This is a genomic window from Microbacterium sp. ABR10 (genome assembly GCF_057812175.1).
Map to the genome: position 1 here is coordinate 2,287,235 of NZ_CM173821.1, position 17,557 is coordinate 2,304,791.

The following is a 17,557-nucleotide window of genomic DNA, read 5'->3' on the forward strand; positions in this document are numbered from 1 at the left end:
GCAACGGGGCGGCCACCGACCGCCCCGACGCCCAATGGGTGCCCCACGCCGAACCAGCCGCACCGCGCGAAGGAGCTCGTCACGTATCGGGGCGTGTTTCGTCCTTCGGGGCGCACGAAACACGCCCCGATGCGCGAATCCCGCCGAAAACAGGACCCGCTCAGCGAGGGTCAGCGCTCGCGCGTCGCCCACCACGCCCATGCGACGAGCGGCACCTGAAGGAACAGACGGACGAACCGCGCACGGTCGGTGTTGAGGCCCGGCGCAGAGCGACCCGTGCGCCACTGGTGCACGTTGCCCGGGAACACGGCGACGAAGAACGCGGCGATGACCGCGCCGATGCGGCGGCGTTCGCGCGGCAACGACATCAGCGCCGTCCCGAGGAGCATCTCGACGGCTCCGGATGCCACGACGATGGCGTCCTTGTCCGTGTGAAGTATCCGCGTGGCCCAGCCCGGTACGACGATGCGATACCCCCGCCGTCCCCACGTGAGGTGGCTGACGCCCGCCCCGACCAGCAGCAGGGCCAGCACCCCGCGCGCGATCGAGCGGATGGTGAGACCTCGACGACGTGGCATCCGGTCAGTCTCGCACCAGAGAGAGGGAGGCGGGCCACGGTCTCGCGGTCCGGGCGTCTATGCGGTCTACGCTCAGCCGGGAGACGGGGCCGCCCGGCGGACGAAGTCGAGGTACGCCTCGACGGTGTCGTCGGGAACGACGGCTCGGAGCACGACCTCGTCGGCCGCGGCGGTGTGTGCCTCGAGCGCGTCACTCAGCTCGGTGACGTCGCGGATGGTCGTGTCGGCGGCCCCCACTCCCATTCGTTCGAAGTTGGCGGCGTAGTTCGGGAACGAGGCGTAGCGCGCAGTCTCGGCGTCGAGGCGTTCTCGCGCGGCGGGGACGATCGCCGCACGCACGTAGACGGCGACGTGCGCGGCGGGTGAGATCGCGTGCAGCGCGTCGGCCTGGGTTCGCACCTCGGTGGGCGGCACCCAATTGAGCAGCACTCCCTCAGCACGCTCCGCCCCCGTGCGCCGCATCTTCGGCCCCAGCGCCCCGACGACCACGCGCGGCACCCCGGCGTCGTGCAGCACCTCGACGGCCTGGCGGACGCGCGCGAGCGCCCCCGCTTTGGACACGCCCGAACCGATCCCGAGCGTCAGCCGCTCGATCGGAAGGTCGAGGGACGCCACCTCGGCGGCGATCGTGTCGGCGGGCCGACGGTCGACGGGCACGACGCCGGTGGCGAGGTGCAGGCGTTCTGTGACGCGCGCGGCAGCGGCCAGCGCGGCGAGAGCGTCGCCGTCGGGGGTGTCGTTGACCCACAGCGTGTGGAAACCCGCGTTCTCCACCGCCGGGGCGATGCGGGCGATCACGTCGGGGCCGAGGGATCCGGCGACACCGAGCGAGACCGCGCCTCGCGTCATGAGACGCCGCCGGCGTTCGGGACGGCCACGGCGACCTGGCCGACGGCGGCGTAGAAGGCCGCCAGGTCGACCTCATCGGTCGGGAGCAGTACCACGTCGTCGACACCCACCGCCTGGAACCGCGCCACGCCCTCGGCGACGTCGTCCACCGAACCCGCCAGCACACGGTCTGCCGCGTCGGGGCGGTCGCGCATCGACGCAGTCGCGCGTTCGAGCGCGTCGGGACCGAAGGCGGTGAGGACGTAGGCCACGACATCCGCGCGGCCCTCGTGCGCCGCGGCGGTGCGCGCCGACTGCAGCGTCTCGACCGCGACGGCGATCTCGGCGACGGTGTGCCGACTGTCGAGCACGACTCCGTCGGCGACGGCGCCCGCGAGGGCGAGCGTCTTCGGGCCTTCGGCCGCGGCGTACACCCGCGGCGGGGAGGCGGGCGGCCAGTCGAGCGCGACGCCGCGGAGCTTCACGTAACGGCCCTCGGTGCTGACCGTCTCGCCCGCCAGGAGCGCTCGGAGGGCGGGCAGCTGCTCCTGCATCAGCGTGAGCGGCGACGCCGCTTTTGCGCCGATCTGTCGCATCCAGTCCTGCACGCCGTGGCCGAACCCGGGCAGCAGGCGACCGGGGAAGATGCGCTCGATGGTGGCGACCTCCATCGCCGAAGCGGCGACATTGCGCAACGGGAAGGGCGCGATGCCGACCCCGATGCGCAGATGGTCGGTGACCGCGAGTGCGGCGGCGGCCGCCGCCCACGCCGAAGAGCGGAAGCAGTCTTCCCACAGCCACAGTTCTTCGACCCCGGCATCTTCGGCCGCGCGCGCGGCGTCGCGCAACTGCTCGGGCGGGTGCGGGTAGGGGCTGAAGATCGTGCCGATACGACTCATGCGTCTACTCTGCCCCCAACCTCCGACATCGGGCCAGGGGCTTCCGTCCGTGCAGGATTCCGCGGAACCGTGGTCGCCGGCCCCTTCCCGCGCCCGCGACGACACGACGCGAGAGTTCGGCGCGAGACCGGGCCCGACGCGCCACCGAACCGCGGGCTACGGCAGGAATCCCCTGCGTTGTGTCCGGTGACCCGGCGCGACGCCCGTCGAGGGATGCCGAACCTCCGGCACCCCGCCGGACGACCCCGCGCAGCGCCCGTCCAGGGATGCCGATCCCGCACGCGCCGTCGCCCCCGAGACGCGAGATGCCCCCGGTGCCGAAGCACCGGGGGCGTCGTGCCGTGGACGCGCGCTCAGGCCGCGAGCGCCGTGACCACAGCCCGCACGACGAAGCCCGCGTCGGTGGCATCCACCGTGACCGCTCCCCCGTCTGCCAGCTCTCCCGACACGAACAGGTCGGCGATGCGGTCGTCGACCTCTCGCTGGATGACCCTGCGCAGCGGCCGCGCACCGTACTCGGGTTCGTAGCCGACCTCGGCCAGGCGATCGATCGCGGCATCCGTCGCGTGGAAGGTCACCTCGCGAGCGGCGAGCCGTCGAGACGTGGCTCCGAGAAGCAGCCCCACGATCTCTCGAAGCTGCGCCCTCTCGAGCTTGCGGAACAGCACGATGTCGTCGATGCGGTTGAGGAACTCCGGCCGCATCGCCTCACGGAGCTTCCCCATCACGCGGTCGCGCAGGTCGTCGTCGGCGAACTCGCGGCCCGTGGTGGTGAAGCCGATCGCACCGGAGCGGGATGCCAAGAACTCGGCGCCCAGGTTCGAGGTCATCACGATGACCGTGTTGCGGAAGTCGACCGTGCGCCCCTGGCCGTCGGTGAGGCGTCCGTCGTCGAGCACCTGCAGCAGCAGCGTGAACACGTCGGGGTGTGCCTTCTCGATCTCGTCGAACAGCACCACCGCGTAGGGGTTGCGGCGCACGCGCTCGGTGAGCTGGCCGGCCTCGTCGTAGCCGACGTATCCCGGAGGGGCACCGATCAGGCGCGAGACCGTGTGGCGCTCGCCGAACTCGCTCATGTCGAAGCGGATCACCGCGCCGTCGTCGTCGAAGAGCGACCCGGCGAGCGCCTTCGCCAGCTCGGTCTTGCCGACGCCGGTGGGTCCGAGGAAGAGGAAGGATCCGACCGGACGGTTCTCGTCGCCCATGCCCGTGCGATTACGGCGCACGGCCTTGGCGACGGCCGCGACGGCGTCGTCCTGCCCGATGACCCGGGCGTGCAACTCGGTCTCGAGGTCCGCGAGACGCCCACGCTCGGTCGCCGTGAGGCGCGCAACCGGGATTCCGGTGGCGCGGCTGATCACCGCGGCGATCTCGGGCTCGTCCACGACGGCCGAGAGGCGGGGGCCACCGGCCACGTCATCGAGGCGCGTCTGCACTGCGGCGATCTCGTCACGCAGGCGCGATGCCTCCTCGTAGTGCTCGGCCGAGACCGCGGCGTTCTTGTCGGCCTCCAGGGTCGCCAGACGCTCGAACAGGGAGGAGGTGTCGGTGCTCACCCCGAGGCGCAGGCGCAGGCGCGCCCCCGCTTGGTCGATCAGGTCGATGGCCTTGTCGGGCAGCACCCGATCGCTGAGGTAACGGTCGCTCAGCTCCACCGCGGCGCGCAGAGCATCGTCGGTGTAGGTGACGGCGTGGTGCTCCTCGTAGGCCGGACGCAGCCCCCGCAGGATCTCCACGGCATCCGGGATCGACGGCTGCCCCACGCGCACGGGCTGCAGGCGCCGCTCGAGCGCGGGGTCCTTCTCGATCGTGCGGTACTCGCGCAGCGTGGTCGCGCCGATCAGGTGCACGTCGCCGCGCGCGAGGCGGGGCTTGAGGATGTTTCCGGCATCCATCGATCCGTCTCCGCTACCGCCTGCCCCCACCAGCGTGTGCACCTCGTCGATGAAGACGACGAGCTTCTCGGATGCCGAGACCTCGTCCATCGTCTGGGTGAGACGTTCCTCGAAGTCACCGCGGTAGCGGGCGCCGGCGAGCATGGCGGCGAGGTCGAGCGACACCACGCGGGTCTCGCGCAGCTGCTCGGGCACCTCGCCCGCGACGATGGCACGCGCGAGTCCCTCGACGACGGCGGTCTTGCCGACACCGGCCTCGCCGATGAGCACGGGGTTGTTCTTCGTGCGACGACTGAGGATCTCGATCGTCTGCTCGATCTCGTCGGTGCGCCCGATCACGGGGTCGAGGTCGCCGGCGGCGGCGCGTGCGGTGAGGTCGGTGCCGAAGCGGTCGAGGTTCGGGGTGACGGATGCCGTCTCTGCCGACGCCTCGTCCTGCCCGCCGCCGAGGACGGTCTCGCGCACGCCCTCGGTCAGGGCCTCGGCGGTGACGCCGGCCTGCGCGAGGATCTGACCCGCCGGGGCATCCTGCGCGAGCACGAGCGCGAAGAAGAGGTGGTCGGGGTCGACGTACGTCGATCCCGCCGCGCGCGCCACCTGGAACGCGTGGAACAGGGCCCGCTGCACGGAGCCCGCCACCACGGCGCCGTCGACCTCGGCGGCGGGCGAGGCGGCGGGGAGCCTGCTCTCGGCGGCCCGGGCGATGGCGACGGGGTCGGCGCCGAGGCGGCTCACGGCCTCCCTCGCGGGCGAGCGGCCGACGAGCACGTGGAGCACGTGCAGCGCGTCGAGTTCGCGCTGACCGCGGCTGAGGGCGAAGCGACCGGCTTCCTGCAGGGCGTCCTGGGTGCGGGCGCTCAGGAACCGGCTGAGGTCGATGGAGCGCTCGGCACGGGCCTGCTCGCCCGCCAGGTAGCGAGCGAGGAATTCGTCGAACGACTGCGCGCCGTCGCCGGCGCCGGGGGTGACATCTTCGGGCAATTCCGTCTCCTGTGATACGTGGGGGCTGGCAACTTGAGTGCCGCCGTATCAACTTCAACGTGAGGTCGTCGCCGCTATTCCCGCAGGCCCGGATCGAGGTCGTTCCAGAGCTCGACGGTCTGCACCACCCAGAACACCCCGAACAGCGCGAGGGCGATCGACTCCCCCACGAACACCACGGGGAACCCCGTGCGCTCGACGTCCGCCACGACGCCGACCACGAGCAGGATCAGCGTGACGAGGATCCCCATCGCGACGGCCCCGTACGCACGACGCAGTCGCGCACGGCGACGGCCCACCGACTGCGGCCGCCACGCGGCGAGGGCTGCGACCGCCGCGATCAGGACGAAGAACGCCACAGCCGCGACCTCGTGCGCCATCTCGAGGAAGCCCTCCGGCGCGATCGCCGCCCACGCCACGGCCGCGACCGTGAGCGACACGATCACCCCGATGGTCGCCGCCACCCCGCGGCTCGCCGTGCCCTGGACCCGCGCGAGGATCCCGCCGGCGACCGCTCCGAGAAGGACCACGGATGCCACGGCCACACCGTTGTTCACCACGGTCGCGCGCACATCGGGTGGCACGCACCGCCGCACCGGCTCGCAGACACCCGCCGCGACGGTGGTGGGAACATAGGCCACGGCGAGCGCGAGGACCGCGGCGATGTCGAGCAGACCCTGCTCCAGGCTCCGGCCCGACAGGGCCAGCAGCGCCAGGGCGATCGCGCTGAGCGCGCCGACGAACACCGGCCCCGCCGGGCCGTAATAGGCGGCGCTGACGGACGGGAGCGCCGCACCGCCCGCGACCTGGAGTGCGACGCCGATGGCGAGGAAGACGGTGGCGCCGATGATCGCCAGTCGCACGTACCGGTAGGTGCGCTGGGTCGAGGTGGTGCGGATGCGCATACCGGCATCCTTCCAGTGCCCTCCGACACGACGTGCGGGCGCTTCCCCTCGCGCGATGTCGGAGGTCGGGTCCATACTGGCCGCACATCGAGAGGAGCCGCTCATGGAGTGGAAGATCGAGCTCATCTTCGTCCCGGTGACGGACGTCGACCGGGCGAAGCAGTTCTACGAGCGCATCGGATTCCATCCCGACCACGACCATCAGGTCACCGACGAGCTGCGCTTCGTGCAGATGACCCCGCCGGGGTCGGCGTGCTCGATCGCCTTCGGCACGGGTCTCGAGCTGACGCTCGAACCCGGACGCCAAGACACGATCCAGGTGGTCGTGCCCGATGCCGACGGCGCGCTCGCACACCTGCGGGAGGCGGGAGTGGAGGCCGACGGCGTCGACGAACAGCAGTGGGGGCGCTTCGTCACGTTCGCCGATCCCGACGGCAACCGGTGGACGCTGCAGCAGCTTCCGACGTACTGACGCTCGACGCGACGCGGCCAGCTCCGCGAGAGAGGGTCTGGAAGACTCTCCCCATGCGCGAATTCCTCACCGGTGCGGGACTCCTGTTGCGTGGCCTCGGCCAGTGGCGTCGCACCCCGGGGGCGATGGCCCTCGGTCTGATCCCCGGAGCCGTGGTCGGGCTCGTCTTCGCCGTCGCGCTGGTGGCGTGGGGCATCGTGCTGCCCGGCCTGGTCGACGACTGGACGCCCTTCGCCGACACGTGGCCGTCGTTCTGGGCCGATGTCGTGCGCACGGCGATCGGCGTCGCGTCATTCGGTGCTGCCCTCCTGGTAGTGGTGGTGTCGTTCACGGCGGTGACCCTCGCGGTCGGCGAGCCGTTCTACGACCGCATCTGGCGAGCGACCGAGCGCAGCGCCACGGGCAGGGTGCCCGACGCCGACTACGGCTTCTGGCGGGCGGTCGCCGACAGCGTGCGCCTCATCCTCCGGGGCATCCTGGCTGCCGCGCTGGCCTGGCTCATCGGACTCATCCCGTTCGTCGGCGGCGCGCTGGGTTTCGCCACCGGTGTCGCGCTGACCGGTTGGCTGCTCGCCGACGAGCTCACCTCGCGCTCCCTCTCGGCGCGGGGGTTCGACCGCCGCGCGCGGCGCGCGATCATCCGCGCGCACCGCGCGCGAGCCCTGGGCTTCGGCGTCGCGACCCAGCTGTGCTTCCTCGTTCCCCTCGGCGCCGTCGCCGTCATGCCCGCCGCGGTGGCCGGAAGCACCCTCTGGACGCTCTCGGCCCTCGACGGCAAGCGACCGCTCGGTGGCCCCGCCGACGCCATCCGACCGCTCGGCGCGCCCGCCGACGCCGACCCGGTCATCGCGGCACCCGCCGATGCCAGCCGGCCCACCGTGGCACCCGACGTACCGGCGGCGCCCCTCGCCGCCACGCCGACCCCTCCCGCGAACCGCCCGGTCGACCCGGCACGATAGCCTGGACCGACCGAAGGGATCCTCATGTTCATCGTCTCGCTCATCCTGTTCGTCGGCGGCATGCTGCTGACGGGACTGTCGTTCTCGCTCGCCGCTCCGGCGCTGTTCTTCGCGCTCGGCATCATCCTCGTTTCGGCCTCGCTAGCACTCCCCTTCCACTTCGGCACCCGGTAAGCGGCACGGCGGCCATGACGACGTACACGGTCGCCGATTACCTCCTCGACCGTCTCGCCGAAGCGGGTGTACGACACCTCTTCGGGGTGCCGGGAGACTTCACTCTCGCCTTCCTCGACCACGTCGAGCGCCACCCCATCGTCGAATGGGTCGGGTGCGCCAACGAGCTCGGCGCCGGCTACGCCGCCGACGGCTACGGACGCCTGCACGGTCTCGGCGCGCTGAGCACGACCTTCGGCGTCGGCGAGCTCTCGGCGATCAGCGCCGTCGCCGGCAGCTACGCCGAGCACGTGCCCGTCGTCCATGTCGTGGGCGCGCCGACCACCGCCGTGCAAGCCGCCGGTCGGGCGAGTCACCACTCCCTCGGCGACGGCGATTTCGGACACTTCGCCCGCATGACGGCCGAGGTCACCGCCGCGCAAGAGGTGCTGTCGGCCGCCGACGCCCCCGCGCAGATCGACCGCCTCCTCGCCGAGGTGCGGCACCGGCGTCTGCCCGGCTACCTCCTCATCCCGGCCGACATCGGCGAAGTCCCGGCCGATCCGCCGTCCTCGCCGCTCCCCGACCCCGACGTCGTCACCGACCCCGTCGTGCTCGCGCGTTTCCGTGACGCCGTCGCCGCCCGTCTCGAGGCGTCCGACACCGTCGCCGTGCTCGCCGATATCCTCGTCGCTCGTCTCGGCGCCGAGGACGCGCTCCACGCACTGCTCTCGCACGGGCTCGCCCACGCCTCACTGCTCTGGGGCCGCCGCGTCGTCGACGAGTCGGCATCCGGATACCTCGGCCCCTATCTCGGCGCCGCCAGCGCTTCCGCGGTGCGCGATGGTATCGAGGGGGCCGACCTGCTCGTGCTGGCCGGCGTGCAGTTCACCGACCTCACCACGGGCTTCTTCTCGCAGCGCATCGATGCGGCCCGCACGGTCGAGATCCGCGGCGAGCGCGCGCGGGTCGGTGACGACGACTTCCGCCCCCTCGCGATGCGCGACGCGCTCGACGCCGTGGCCGCCGAGGTGGCGGTGCGGGGCGACCACTTCCGGGCAGACGACTCCGCGTCGACGCCGGCTCCCCCGCACCCGCCTGTCGCCGGTAATGCCCTCTCGCAGCGGGCCCTCTGGCACGAGGTGGCGGCGTTCCTCCGCGACGGAGACACGGTGCTCGCCGACCAGGGCACCTCGTTCTACGGCATGGCCGGAGAACGGCTCCCCCACGGCGTCGTCTTCGGCGGCCAGCCCCTGTGGGCCGCGATCGGCTTCACGCTCCCCGCGATCCTCGGGGCCGCCCTCGCCCGACCCGAGCGGCGCCCGGTGCTGCTCATCGGCGACGGTGCGGCGCAGCTCACCGCGGCCGAGCTCGGAACTCTCGTGCGTCACGGCATCCCTGCGGTCATCGTGGTCGTCGACAATGCGGGGTACACCGTCGAGCGCGTGATCCACGGGCTGCACGAGGAATACAACGACATAGCCACCTGGGACTGGACGACGCTGCTCGCGGCGATGGATCCCGCCGGCACGAGCACGGGCGTACGGGTCGACACTGTCGAAGACCTCCGACGGGCTCTCGCCGACGCGCGGTCGTCGTCGTCGTTGACGCTGATCCAGGCGGTGGTGCCGCAAGACGACGTGCCGCCCGTACTGGCCGACCTCGCCGCCGCGGCCGCCGCCGCGAACCGTCGCGCCTGAGTCGCGCCCGGCGTCACCGCCGCGAACGCCGCGGAGCCGCCCGCCCGACACGGGTACCGTTGCACGGTGCCCTTCTCGTTCGATGCCCTCCGTCGCCGCCCCGACCTCGAAGGCCCCGACCTCGCCGCCGTCGACGCCGCCGACCGCCTGATCCTCGACGAGTCGGCCGCCGCGCGCGCGGGTCTCTCCGACGGCGCCCTCGTCGTCGTCGGCGACACGCACGGCGCGCTGACCCTGGCCGCGGCGGACGCGGGGGCGCGCGGCATCCGGGTGCATCAAGACGAGCTGCTCGGGGAGCGGGCCCTCGCCGCCAACGCCGCCGAGGCGGGGCTCGACACCGCCTTCGTCTCTCACCCGCTCGACAAAGCGCTCCTCGCGGGGGCGCGCGTGGTGCTTCTGCGCCTGCCGCGCTCGCTGCGGGCGCTCGCCGACATCGCGGGACTCATCGCCTTGCACGCCGACCCCGACGTGGTGGTGTTCGCCGGCGGACGACTCAAGCACATGACCGTCACCATGAACGACGTGCTGCGCGCCCGCTTCGATCGCGTCGACGTCTCGCACGCCCGACAGAAGTCCCGCGTCCTCATCGCCCGCGGCCCCCACGACGGGGGCGAACCCGTCCCGGAGGCTGCCGAGGTCGACGGCATCCGGGTGCGCGCGTTCGGCGGCGCGTTCGCGGGGGCGTCGATCGACATCGGGACCCGTCTGCTCCTCGCGCACCTTCCCGAACCGCAGGCGTCCGAGGCCATCGACCTCGCGTGCGGCACCGGCGTGGTGGCGGCGGCGCTGGCCACGCGGCATCCCTCCCTTCGAGTGCTCGCGTGCGATCAGTCGGCGATCGCCATCGCGTCGGCGCGGGCGACGGCGGCCGCCAACGGTGTCGACGATCGCGTGCGGGTGGAGCGCGACGACATGCTCCAGGCGCACCCGGATGCCACGGCCTCATTCATCGCGCTCAACCCGCCGTTCCACGCGGGGGCCGCCGTGGCCGACGGTCTCGCGCCGCGAATGTTCGCCGACGCGGCGCGGGTACTTCGTGCGGGAGGAGAGCTGTGGACCGTGTGGAACTCCGCCCTGCAGTACCGCCCGGTCCTCGAGCGCGTCGTCGGACCCACCCGGCAGGTCGCGCGTGATCGCAAGTTCACCGTGACCGTGTCGACGAAGCGCTGACGGCGGTCGCCTGCCGCGCGTCCTCCCTCGGATTCACCGCCTCCGCCTCACCCCGCCGTCACCTCGGCGCGGCCGCCCCGTGGCGCGTCCGGTGGCGCCGCACCGCGGCCGAGCGTAGATTCGCAATCGTCCACAAGGAGGTGCGGATGCGTGTGCGCACGATCGCTGCGACGCTCTGCGCCCTGGGTGTGGTCGTGGGTCTGCTCGCGACGGGCCCGACCGCCCCGGCGGGCGCCTCCCCCATTCCTCTGTCGGAGAGCGTGTCGTCCCCGCTGCTCGCCGACTGCTCGAGCATCACCGGCAACGGCCGCGGGTACGCCCGACTGCACGACATCGCGTTGTGCGGCGCCGACACCATCCCGCCCGACGAGCCGTTGCGCGTAGAGGCCGTCGGCGGTGAGGAGTGCGGGTCGGCCACCCTCACCCTCACCAGTCGCGGCGGAGGGCTTGCGACGGTCTCGTGGCGGGTGGCATCCACCTCGGGTCCCATCCTCGACGTCGAGCTGGACGCGTCGTCCTCCGGCCGGACGGGCGGGACGACGCGCCGGTTCTCGGTCCGCGAGCCCTCGCTGCACGCCACGGGTTCCTCGATCGCGTTCCTCGGTTCCGGCCAGGCGATGGCGACGTTGTCGGGCACCGTCGAGACCTTCACGGCGACCTGCCGCATCGCCCCGGCGAGCGTGCGGGTGCACCTGCGCTGACGCGCGGCACCCGCTTTCGGAACACAACGCAGGAGTCCGACGGCACGAACGCTCGGATCCGCCGCGCGACCACAACAGATCCGCGAAGCTCCTGCGTCGTGTCCGTCGTGCGCGCAACCCCGCGCGGAGACCGCGCCGTCTGCGGATCCCGTCGGACCGGGCTCAGCCCTTCCCGCCCGGTGGACCCACCACGAGCAGCACCACGAACACCACGGCGACGACGGCGACCAGCGCGACCGCGAGCGCCCACGGACGCCTTAAGAAGAAGCGCAGCATCCGGTCGATGGGCCGCCGGTCACGCGGGTCGGCGGTCTCGTCGAGCCGCCACGCCCCGCGGAGTCGTCCGGTGCGCTGCAGCCAGACCTCGGTCGGAATGGTCGCATACGGGATGACCGCGCTGACGACGGCCAGCGCCGTCGCTCCGATCCCCCACCGCTGGTTCAACGCGACGAGCACGGCGGTGGCGCCGTAGGCGAGGAACACGAACCCGTGGATGCCACCCCCGATCGTCACCGCGAGAGGCAGGTCGGCTACGGCACGAAGGATCAACCCGCCGATCAGCAGGGTCCACGAGACCGCCTCGGCGATCGCGAGCGTACGGAACAGGTTCAGGGGCGTGCGGAACACGTCTCTCCTCGGGCGGGTCGGGGCTTCCCACCCTACGCAGGGGCGTCATGCGCGCGCGGCCGCTCGCCTCGACATCGAGGAGTCACTCGATGGGCTCGTCGTCCGCCTCCAACGAGGGATCGGACGTCGACCCCTCCGCCGCGGTCGTCGTGTCGGGTTCGGGCCCGGGTTCGATCGGGGGCTTCTCGCCTTCGGCATCCATGGATCCACCTCACCAGAGATCGTCGACCGGATGCCAGTACCTGGACGCCGCGGACGCCTATCGGCCGACCGCGGGGGAAGCCGAGGTGGAGCGTAGGGTGGTCGGGTGGCGGAATCCCGGGGACGCGTGTGGACCGGGGTCATCCGGGTCGGACCCCGCGCGGGCGATCATCGCGTGGCCGTCCGTGCCGTCCTCAGCGTGGGCGTCCCCCTCGTCGTCCTGCTGCTGATCGGCCGACTCGATCTGAGCGTCTACGCCAGCTTCGGCGCCTTCGCAGCGCTGTACGGCCGCTCCGACAAGCCACGGCCCCGCGTGATCATGCAGGCGACCGCGGGCTCGATCCTCGTCTGCTCGATGCTCATCGGCACGGTCGTCTCGGCGCTCGGGAGCCCGGCGGTCGTAGGCGTCGTCGTCGTTGCCGCCCTCGCCTCGGCCGTCACCCTCTTCGCGTACCGCGCTCAGTGGCATCCACCCGGAGCGCTCTTCGCGGTCTTCGCCGGTGGCGCGACGGCGAGCCTTCCGGCCACGTGGTCGTCGCTGTCGCTCGTCCTCCTCGTCGGTGGCGCGAGCGTGGCGTGGAGCCTCATCGTCACCGTCGCTTTCGTGCTCGCCCGCCGCGGATCGTGGACGCGGCCGACACGCTCGCGCCCGGCGATCGGTCCCGTCGCATGGGAGATGGCGGCGACCGTCGGCGCCGCCGCCCTGCTCGCGGGCATCGCCGGAGCGCTCCTGGTGGGCACCCACTGGTACTGGGCGATGGTCGGAGCGGTCGCGGCCGTCGGCGGCGCGCACGTGACGGCCCGTCTCATCCGCGGTGTGCAGCGCCTGGTCGGGACGCTCCTCGGCGTGCTGATCGCGGCGGGGCTTCTCGCCCTCCATCTCCCGCCCTGGCTCGTCATCCTCGTCGCCGTCGCACTGCAGGCCGCCTCCGAGCTGTTCGTCGGCCGCAACTACGGCATCGCGATGATCTTCATCACCCCTCTCGCGCTGCTGATGATCTCGCTCGCCTCCCCCGCTACGCCCGAGCTGCTGCTGCGAGACCGCGTGATCGAGACGATCATCGGTGTCGCGGTGGGTACCGTCGTCGCCATCGTCTCCGCCGTTCTGCGCCGTCGATCCTCGAGGAGCTGATTCCATGACCGCCGCGACCGCGAAACCCCTCGGCCACATCGCCGCCGAACGCATCAGCGCGGGGTGCTACGGCGCGCTGGTGTCGGCATCCACTCTCATCGGTCTCGGCGGCTCCGACCTCGGAGTGGTCGTCGCCGTCGTCGCGTTGACGAACGTCGTGTACTTCGCCACCCACGTCTTCGCCTACACGGTCGGCGACACCTCGACGGAGCGCCCCTCGAGGATCGTCGCCCACCACCTGCGCGTCAGCGCGCCAATGGTGTCGGTGACGTTCCTGCCGCTCCTCGTCGTGGTGGTGCTCGCCGGGTTCGGCGTCGACCTGTCGACGGCGCTGCTCTGGGGCGTGGGCGTTGCGATGGCGTACCTCGTCGTGGTCGCCACCGCCGGAGCACGGTTGCGGGGCTACTCCGGCCTCGGCGTCGTGTTGACGGCGATCGGTGCGGCTCTGATGTCGGCTCTGCTGATCGTGGCGAAGCTGCTGCTGCACTGAAGCCATCGGACGCACGGCGCAGCCCCCGGGCGGCGGCCGGGCGACCGCGCCCCTCCCTCACACGGCGGTCGTGGTGTGGTCGCCGTGACGGTGGACGATGCGCCAGACGCCGTTCTCCCGACGCCAGACGTGCGTCACCCGCACCACGAACGGGCGCGGCTCCGCCCCGTCGACCGACAGGGTCCCGCGCTCCCGCCCGGCCGTCATCGCCCAATCGTCTCCGACGAGCACGCGGTCGTACTCCGGCACGAGGGCTCCGCCGCGGAACCGTCGGGCCACCGCCCGCAGGGTCGAATCCACCTCCGCAGCGGTCGTCGCGTGCGTGCCGAATCCGCCCATCAGAGTGGCATCGTCGGTCCGGGTCCACAGCGCCGCGAACGGATGCGGATCGCCGTGCCCCATGGCATCCAGAGCCGCCGCCACCGCGCGGAGCGCATCATCGAAGGGCTGCAGCGACTGCGCTGCCGACGTGTCGCCGAGGGGTCCGCTCGTCATGGACACATCATCCCGTGTCGCGGAGCGGAGCACCGTGGCGCGTGACAGGGTGGATTCTCGTGACCCCTCCTCCCCCGACGCCCGAACTCACCGTGGTCGGTGCGATCAACGTCGACCTCACCGCCCGCGTCGAACGAGCCCCCGCCGCGGGTGAGACCGTCGCCGACGGCGTGCTGCACCGCGGACCCGGCGGCAAGGGCGCGAATCAGGCTGTCGCCGCCGCCCGGCTCGGAGCCGCCGTGCGGTTGATCGGAGCCGTGGGCGACGACGCCGAGGGGCGTGGCATCCGGGATCGGCTCGTCTCGGTCGGCGTGGACGCCACCGGGGTCCAGACCTCGGATGCCGCCACCGGCACGGCCCTCATCGTCGTCGACGCGACGGGTGAGAACTCGATCGTCGTGTGCGCGGGTGCGAACGCGGCGATCGACGCGGACGCGCTCGACATCGAGCCGGGAGCTGCGGTGCTCATGCAGCTGGAGGTGTCGGATGCCGTGGTCTCGGCCGCCGCTGATGCCGCCGGTTTCCTCGCCCTCAATGCCGCCCCCGCACGTCCGCTCCCCGCGGGGGTGCTCGAGCGGTGCGACCTCGTCATCGTGAACGAGACGGAGTACGCGCAGCTGCCCGAGGTGCACGACGCGCCTCTGCTGTGTGTGACGCTCGGCGCGGATGGCGCGCGCCTGTACCGTCACGGCGACCTGGCAGCATCCGCTCCCGGCATCGCGACGACCGTGGTCAATACCGTCGGCGCGGGCGATGCGTTCTGCGCGGCGCTCGTCGTCGGCCTGCTGCGCGGCGATTCCGCCGACGACGCGCTCGCGCGGGCGTGTGCCGTGGGAGCCGCGGCCGTCGGCGACGACGCCTCGCAACCCGCGCTCCAGAACCTCGACGCGTACGAGGTGGCCCCGTGACCCGCCGCCCGATCATCGTCGACTGCGACACGGGCATCGACGACGCCCTCGCCCTGGCGTACCTGCTGGCCGAGCCTGCGGTCGAGATCGTCGGCGTCACGACGGTGTCCGGGAACACGGATGCCGCCCGCGCCGCCGCCAACACCCTCTCGCTCCTCGAGTTGGCCGGCGCGGACGACATCCCCGTCGCCGTGGGCGCCCACGACTTCCGCGGCCGCGCGTACGCGGGCGGTGCTCCCCACGTGCACGGTGACGACGGGGTCGGCGGTATCGCCCTGACCGCGTCGGCACGTGCCCATGACGCCCGCGCCGCCGTCGAGCTGATCGACCATCTGGCATCCCGGCATCCGGATCTCACCGTGCTCGCCCTCGGGCCCCTGACGAACCTCGCGGCCTACGCCGAAGCGCCGGGCGTCGCTCGGTTCGACCGCCTCGTCGTCATGGGCGGCGCGTTCGCGCACTCGGGCAACGTCACGGCGTGGGCCGAAGCGAACATCCACAACGATCCCGAGGCCGCCGCCGTGGTGTTCGCCCAGGATTGGGACACCACGCTCGTCCCCCTCGACGTGACGATGACGCAGACCCTGGATGCCACCGACCTCGTGCGCCTCGAAGCGATCCCGGGTGCGCTGCCGCAAGCCCTGGCCGCCATGCTGCCGCTGTACCTCGACTTCTATGCCGGCCGCGTCTTCCCCGACCGACGCTGCGCCCTGCATGATCCGCTCGCCGCAATGGTGGCGGCGGGGGTGCTGCGGGGCGTCAGCGTCTCGTCGGGCCAGGTAGAGGTGCGGCTCGAGCGCGGTGAGCGCGGGCGCACGGTGTCGTCGCGCGGATCTTCGACGCAGCGGTGGGTGCGCGGCATGGAGGGGTCGGCCGTCGAGGTGCTGCTGGGGCGGTTGGAAGGGCGGGAGTGGCCGGGCTGATACGGCTCTGCCTTCCCGTCTCCCGTCAGTCGGCGGCGAAACGCGGATCGCGGGCGTAGTCCTGCTGACGGAGGGCGAGGGCGGCGCGGACCTGCGCCGGGGCGTCGTCGCCGACCAGCACGCGCAGCCGTTCGTCGTCGTCGTCGCACACGCGGCGGAAGATCGCGTCGGCTGCCTCGTCGGGGTGCGTGCCCCCGGTCGTTTCGCCGGTCGCGGGCCAGGGAACCTCGGCGGTGCCGAACAGCTGTGCACGCAGAGCGTCGTAGTCGGGCTGGGGTTCACCGAAGCGCATGCTCCCGCCAGCCCAATCGGTGTCGAGGGCGCCGGGTTCGATGAGCGACACGCGGATGCCGAACGGCCGCACCTCGGCCGCCATCGCCTCGCTGAAGGCTTCCAGCCCCCATTTGGACGCGTTGTACAGCCCGAGCAGGGGGACCGTGCCGACGGCGCCCACGGTGGAGATCTGGACGATGTGCCCGGCTCCCTGCGCGCGCATGATGGGGATCGCCGCCTGGCTGAGCCAGAGGGGGCCGAGAGTGTTCGTCTCGATGATCGCCCGCGCATCGTCTTCCGACACTTCTTCGGCGGCGCCGATCAGTCCGTACCCGGCGTTGTTCACGAGCACGTCGAGGGACCCCATCTGAGACGCCGCCGTGCCGACCACGTCGAACGCCGCCGTCCTGTCTCGCACGTCGAGGGCGAGCACGGTCAGGCGGTCGTGAGCGGGAAGGCTGTGGTCGCCGCGAACCGTCGCCACCACGGAGTGGCCCGCCGAGAGGGCGCGCAGAGTCAGGGCGAGACCCAGCCCACGATTGCCTCCGGTGATCATCCATGTCTTCGGTGAGGTCATGCTGACACCCTATTCAAATATGGACGTTGCGTCTCGTTTCAGCCGTAAGCTCTCATCATGGCCCGCCCGACCACCCGCAAGAAGGTGCACGAGGCCGTCCTCGCGCTCGCCCGCGAGAGTCGCGTCGACTCCCTCACCATGGAGGGCGTCGCCGCCCGCGCGGCAATCAGCAAGCAGACCCTGTACCGTTCGTGGCCCACCACGGGCGCGATCCTGTTCGACGCCCTGCTCGCGCGCAGCGAGGGCACGGACGGTGAGATCGTCGTCCCCGACACGGGCGATCTCGGCGCCGACCTCGACACTCTGGCCACGGCGATGGTCGCGGAGCTCACCGATCGCACGGTCGAGCCGCTCCTGCGTGCGGTGACCGCTGAAATCCAGACGGATGCCGCACTGGCGACGCAGTACCGCGAGACGCTCCTGTCGGTGCAGATGTCGGCGATCGGACATCGCCTACGCTGTGCCGGCGTCGCGGACCCCGACGAGGTCGCGGAGTTGTTCGTCGGGCCGATCCTGCATCGCTGGCTCCTGCGTTCTCGCCCGTTCACCGGGGACTGGGTCGCGCGGCACGTCGCGCGGACGGTGCGGGCGGCCGGCTAGGCCGGCCTCGTCGCTGCGCTGGCTCCACCCGTCTGGCGGCGAACGACGGCGCGGCACCGGCGCCCCGACCGACCCGATATCCCCGCGTCG

At 72.2% G+C, this 17,557-nt stretch carries 19 protein-coding genes; 11 read left to right on the plus strand and 8 right to left on the minus strand.

Features of this window, described 5'->3' with window-relative positions; genetic code table 11:
• Nucleotides 1-170: 170 nt before the first annotated feature.
• From ACXKZF_RS10595 to ACXKZF_RS10615, 5 genes are all read right to left on the minus strand, one after another.
• Nucleotides 171-578, minus strand: coding sequence for a DoxX family protein (locus ACXKZF_RS10595; protein WP_488984169.1), 408 nt, complete (start codon nucleotides 576-578; stop codon nucleotides 171-173).
• Nucleotides 579-650: 72 nt separating this feature from the next.
• Nucleotides 651-1,427, minus strand: coding sequence for an LLM class flavin-dependent oxidoreductase (locus ACXKZF_RS10600; RefSeq protein WP_488984170.1), 777 nt, complete (start codon nucleotides 1,425-1,427; stop codon nucleotides 651-653).
• Nucleotides 1,424-2,305, minus strand: coding sequence for an LLM class flavin-dependent oxidoreductase (locus ACXKZF_RS10605; protein WP_488984171.1), 882 nt, complete (start codon nucleotides 2,303-2,305; stop codon nucleotides 1,424-1,426). The genes ACXKZF_RS10600 and ACXKZF_RS10605 overlap by 4 nt, the downstream gene beginning before the upstream one ends.
• Nucleotides 2,306-2,658: 353 nt before the next feature.
• A complete protein-coding gene (locus tag ACXKZF_RS10610) occupies nucleotides 2,659-5,181 on the minus strand; it encodes an ATP-dependent Clp protease ATP-binding subunit (protein ID WP_488984172.1) in 2,523 nt (840 codons plus the stop codon).
• A gap of 74 nt (nucleotides 5,182-5,255) precedes the next feature.
• Nucleotides 5,256-6,086: a hypothetical protein gene (locus ACXKZF_RS10615; protein ID WP_488984173.1), complete on the minus strand. Its 831-nt coding sequence runs from the start codon at nucleotides 6,084-6,086 to the stop codon at nucleotides 5,256-5,258.
• A 103-nt stretch (nucleotides 6,087-6,189) separates the two neighbouring features.
• Here ACXKZF_RS10615 and ACXKZF_RS10620 point away from each other — a divergent pair, with 103 nt between their 5' ends.
• From ACXKZF_RS10620 to ACXKZF_RS10645, 6 genes are all read left to right on the plus strand, one after another.
• Nucleotides 6,190-6,558, plus strand: coding sequence for a VOC family protein (locus ACXKZF_RS10620; protein ID WP_055956950.1), 369 nt, complete (start codon nucleotides 6,190-6,192; stop codon nucleotides 6,556-6,558).
• A gap of 53 nt (nucleotides 6,559-6,611) precedes the next feature.
• The gene (locus ACXKZF_RS10625; protein WP_488984174.1) at nucleotides 6,612-7,517 is read left to right on the plus strand and encodes an EI24 domain-containing protein; all 906 of its coding nucleotides are present in this window, start codon (nucleotides 6,612-6,614) and stop codon (nucleotides 7,515-7,517) included.
• A gap of 24 nt (nucleotides 7,518-7,541) precedes the next feature.
• Nucleotides 7,542-7,691: a hypothetical protein gene (locus tag ACXKZF_RS10630; protein WP_013585971.1), complete on the plus strand. Its 150-nt coding sequence runs from the start codon at nucleotides 7,542-7,544 to the stop codon at nucleotides 7,689-7,691.
• A 14-nt stretch (nucleotides 7,692-7,705) separates the two neighbouring features.
• On the plus strand, nucleotides 7,706-9,370 hold the full coding sequence (locus ACXKZF_RS10635) for an alpha-keto acid decarboxylase family protein (protein ID WP_488984175.1): 1,665 nt from the start codon (nucleotides 7,706-7,708) through the stop codon (nucleotides 9,368-9,370).
• Nucleotides 9,371-9,436: 66 nt separating this feature from the next.
• Nucleotides 9,437-10,540 (plus strand): class I SAM-dependent methyltransferase, encoded by a 1,104-nt coding sequence (locus ACXKZF_RS10640; protein WP_488984176.1) that lies wholly within the window; start codon nucleotides 9,437-9,439, stop codon nucleotides 10,538-10,540.
• A 146-nt stretch (nucleotides 10,541-10,686) separates the two neighbouring features.
• Nucleotides 10,687-11,241, plus strand: coding sequence for a hypothetical protein (locus ACXKZF_RS10645; RefSeq protein ID WP_055956944.1), 555 nt, complete (start codon nucleotides 10,687-10,689; stop codon nucleotides 11,239-11,241).
• A gap of 162 nt (nucleotides 11,242-11,403) precedes the next feature.
• On the opposite strand, the gene ACXKZF_RS10650 is transcribed toward ACXKZF_RS10645, so the two are convergent.
• Complete coding sequence (locus ACXKZF_RS10650; RefSeq protein ID WP_488984177.1) at nucleotides 11,404-11,868, minus strand: DUF3817 domain-containing protein; 465 nt, start codon at nucleotides 11,866-11,868, stop codon at nucleotides 11,404-11,406.
• 307 nt (nucleotides 11,869-12,175) lie between these two features.
• Between ACXKZF_RS10650 and ACXKZF_RS10655 the strand changes: the two genes are divergently transcribed.
• Entirely contained in the window at nucleotides 12,176-13,201 is a 1,026-nt protein-coding gene (locus ACXKZF_RS10655) for an FUSC family protein (RefSeq protein ID WP_488984178.1), read from the plus strand.
• Between the two features lie 4 nt (nucleotides 13,202-13,205).
• Complete coding sequence (locus tag ACXKZF_RS10660; protein ID WP_243222415.1) at nucleotides 13,206-13,691, plus strand: hypothetical protein; 486 nt, start codon at nucleotides 13,206-13,208, stop codon at nucleotides 13,689-13,691.
• A gap of 57 nt (nucleotides 13,692-13,748) precedes the next feature.
• Here ACXKZF_RS10660 and ACXKZF_RS10665 read toward each other — a convergent pair whose 3' ends face one another.
• Nucleotides 13,749-14,186 carry a YybH family protein gene (locus tag ACXKZF_RS10665; protein ID WP_243222416.1) on the minus strand — a complete coding sequence of 146 codons (438 nt, stop codon included), beginning with the start codon at nucleotides 14,184-14,186 and terminating at the stop codon, nucleotides 13,749-13,751.
• A 59-nt stretch (nucleotides 14,187-14,245) separates the two neighbouring features.
• On the opposite strand from ACXKZF_RS10665, the gene ACXKZF_RS10670 reads away from it, so the two are divergent.
• Both ACXKZF_RS10670 and ACXKZF_RS10675 read left to right on the plus strand, forming a co-directional pair.
• Nucleotides 14,246-15,094 (plus strand): PfkB family carbohydrate kinase, encoded by an 849-nt coding sequence (locus ACXKZF_RS10670; protein ID WP_488984179.1) that lies wholly within the window; start codon nucleotides 14,246-14,248, stop codon nucleotides 15,092-15,094.
• On the plus strand, nucleotides 15,091-16,017 hold the full coding sequence (locus ACXKZF_RS10675) for a nucleoside hydrolase (RefSeq protein WP_488984180.1): 927 nt from the start codon (nucleotides 15,091-15,093) through the stop codon (nucleotides 16,015-16,017). Before ACXKZF_RS10670 ends, ACXKZF_RS10675 begins: the two co-directional genes overlap by 4 nt.
• A 25-nt stretch (nucleotides 16,018-16,042) precedes the next feature.
• Here ACXKZF_RS10675 and ACXKZF_RS10680 read toward each other — a convergent pair whose 3' ends face one another.
• On the minus strand, nucleotides 16,043-16,867 hold the full coding sequence (locus ACXKZF_RS10680; protein ID WP_488984181.1) for an SDR family NAD(P)-dependent oxidoreductase: 825 nt from the start codon (nucleotides 16,865-16,867) through the stop codon (nucleotides 16,043-16,045).
• 57 nt (nucleotides 16,868-16,924) lie between these two features.
• On the opposite strand from ACXKZF_RS10680, the gene ACXKZF_RS10685 reads away from it, so the two are divergent.
• Nucleotides 16,925-17,467: a TetR-like C-terminal domain-containing protein gene (locus tag ACXKZF_RS10685; protein ID WP_488984182.1), complete on the plus strand. Its 543-nt coding sequence runs from the start codon at nucleotides 16,925-16,927 to the stop codon at nucleotides 17,465-17,467.
• Nucleotides 17,468-17,557 lie beyond the last annotated feature (90 nt).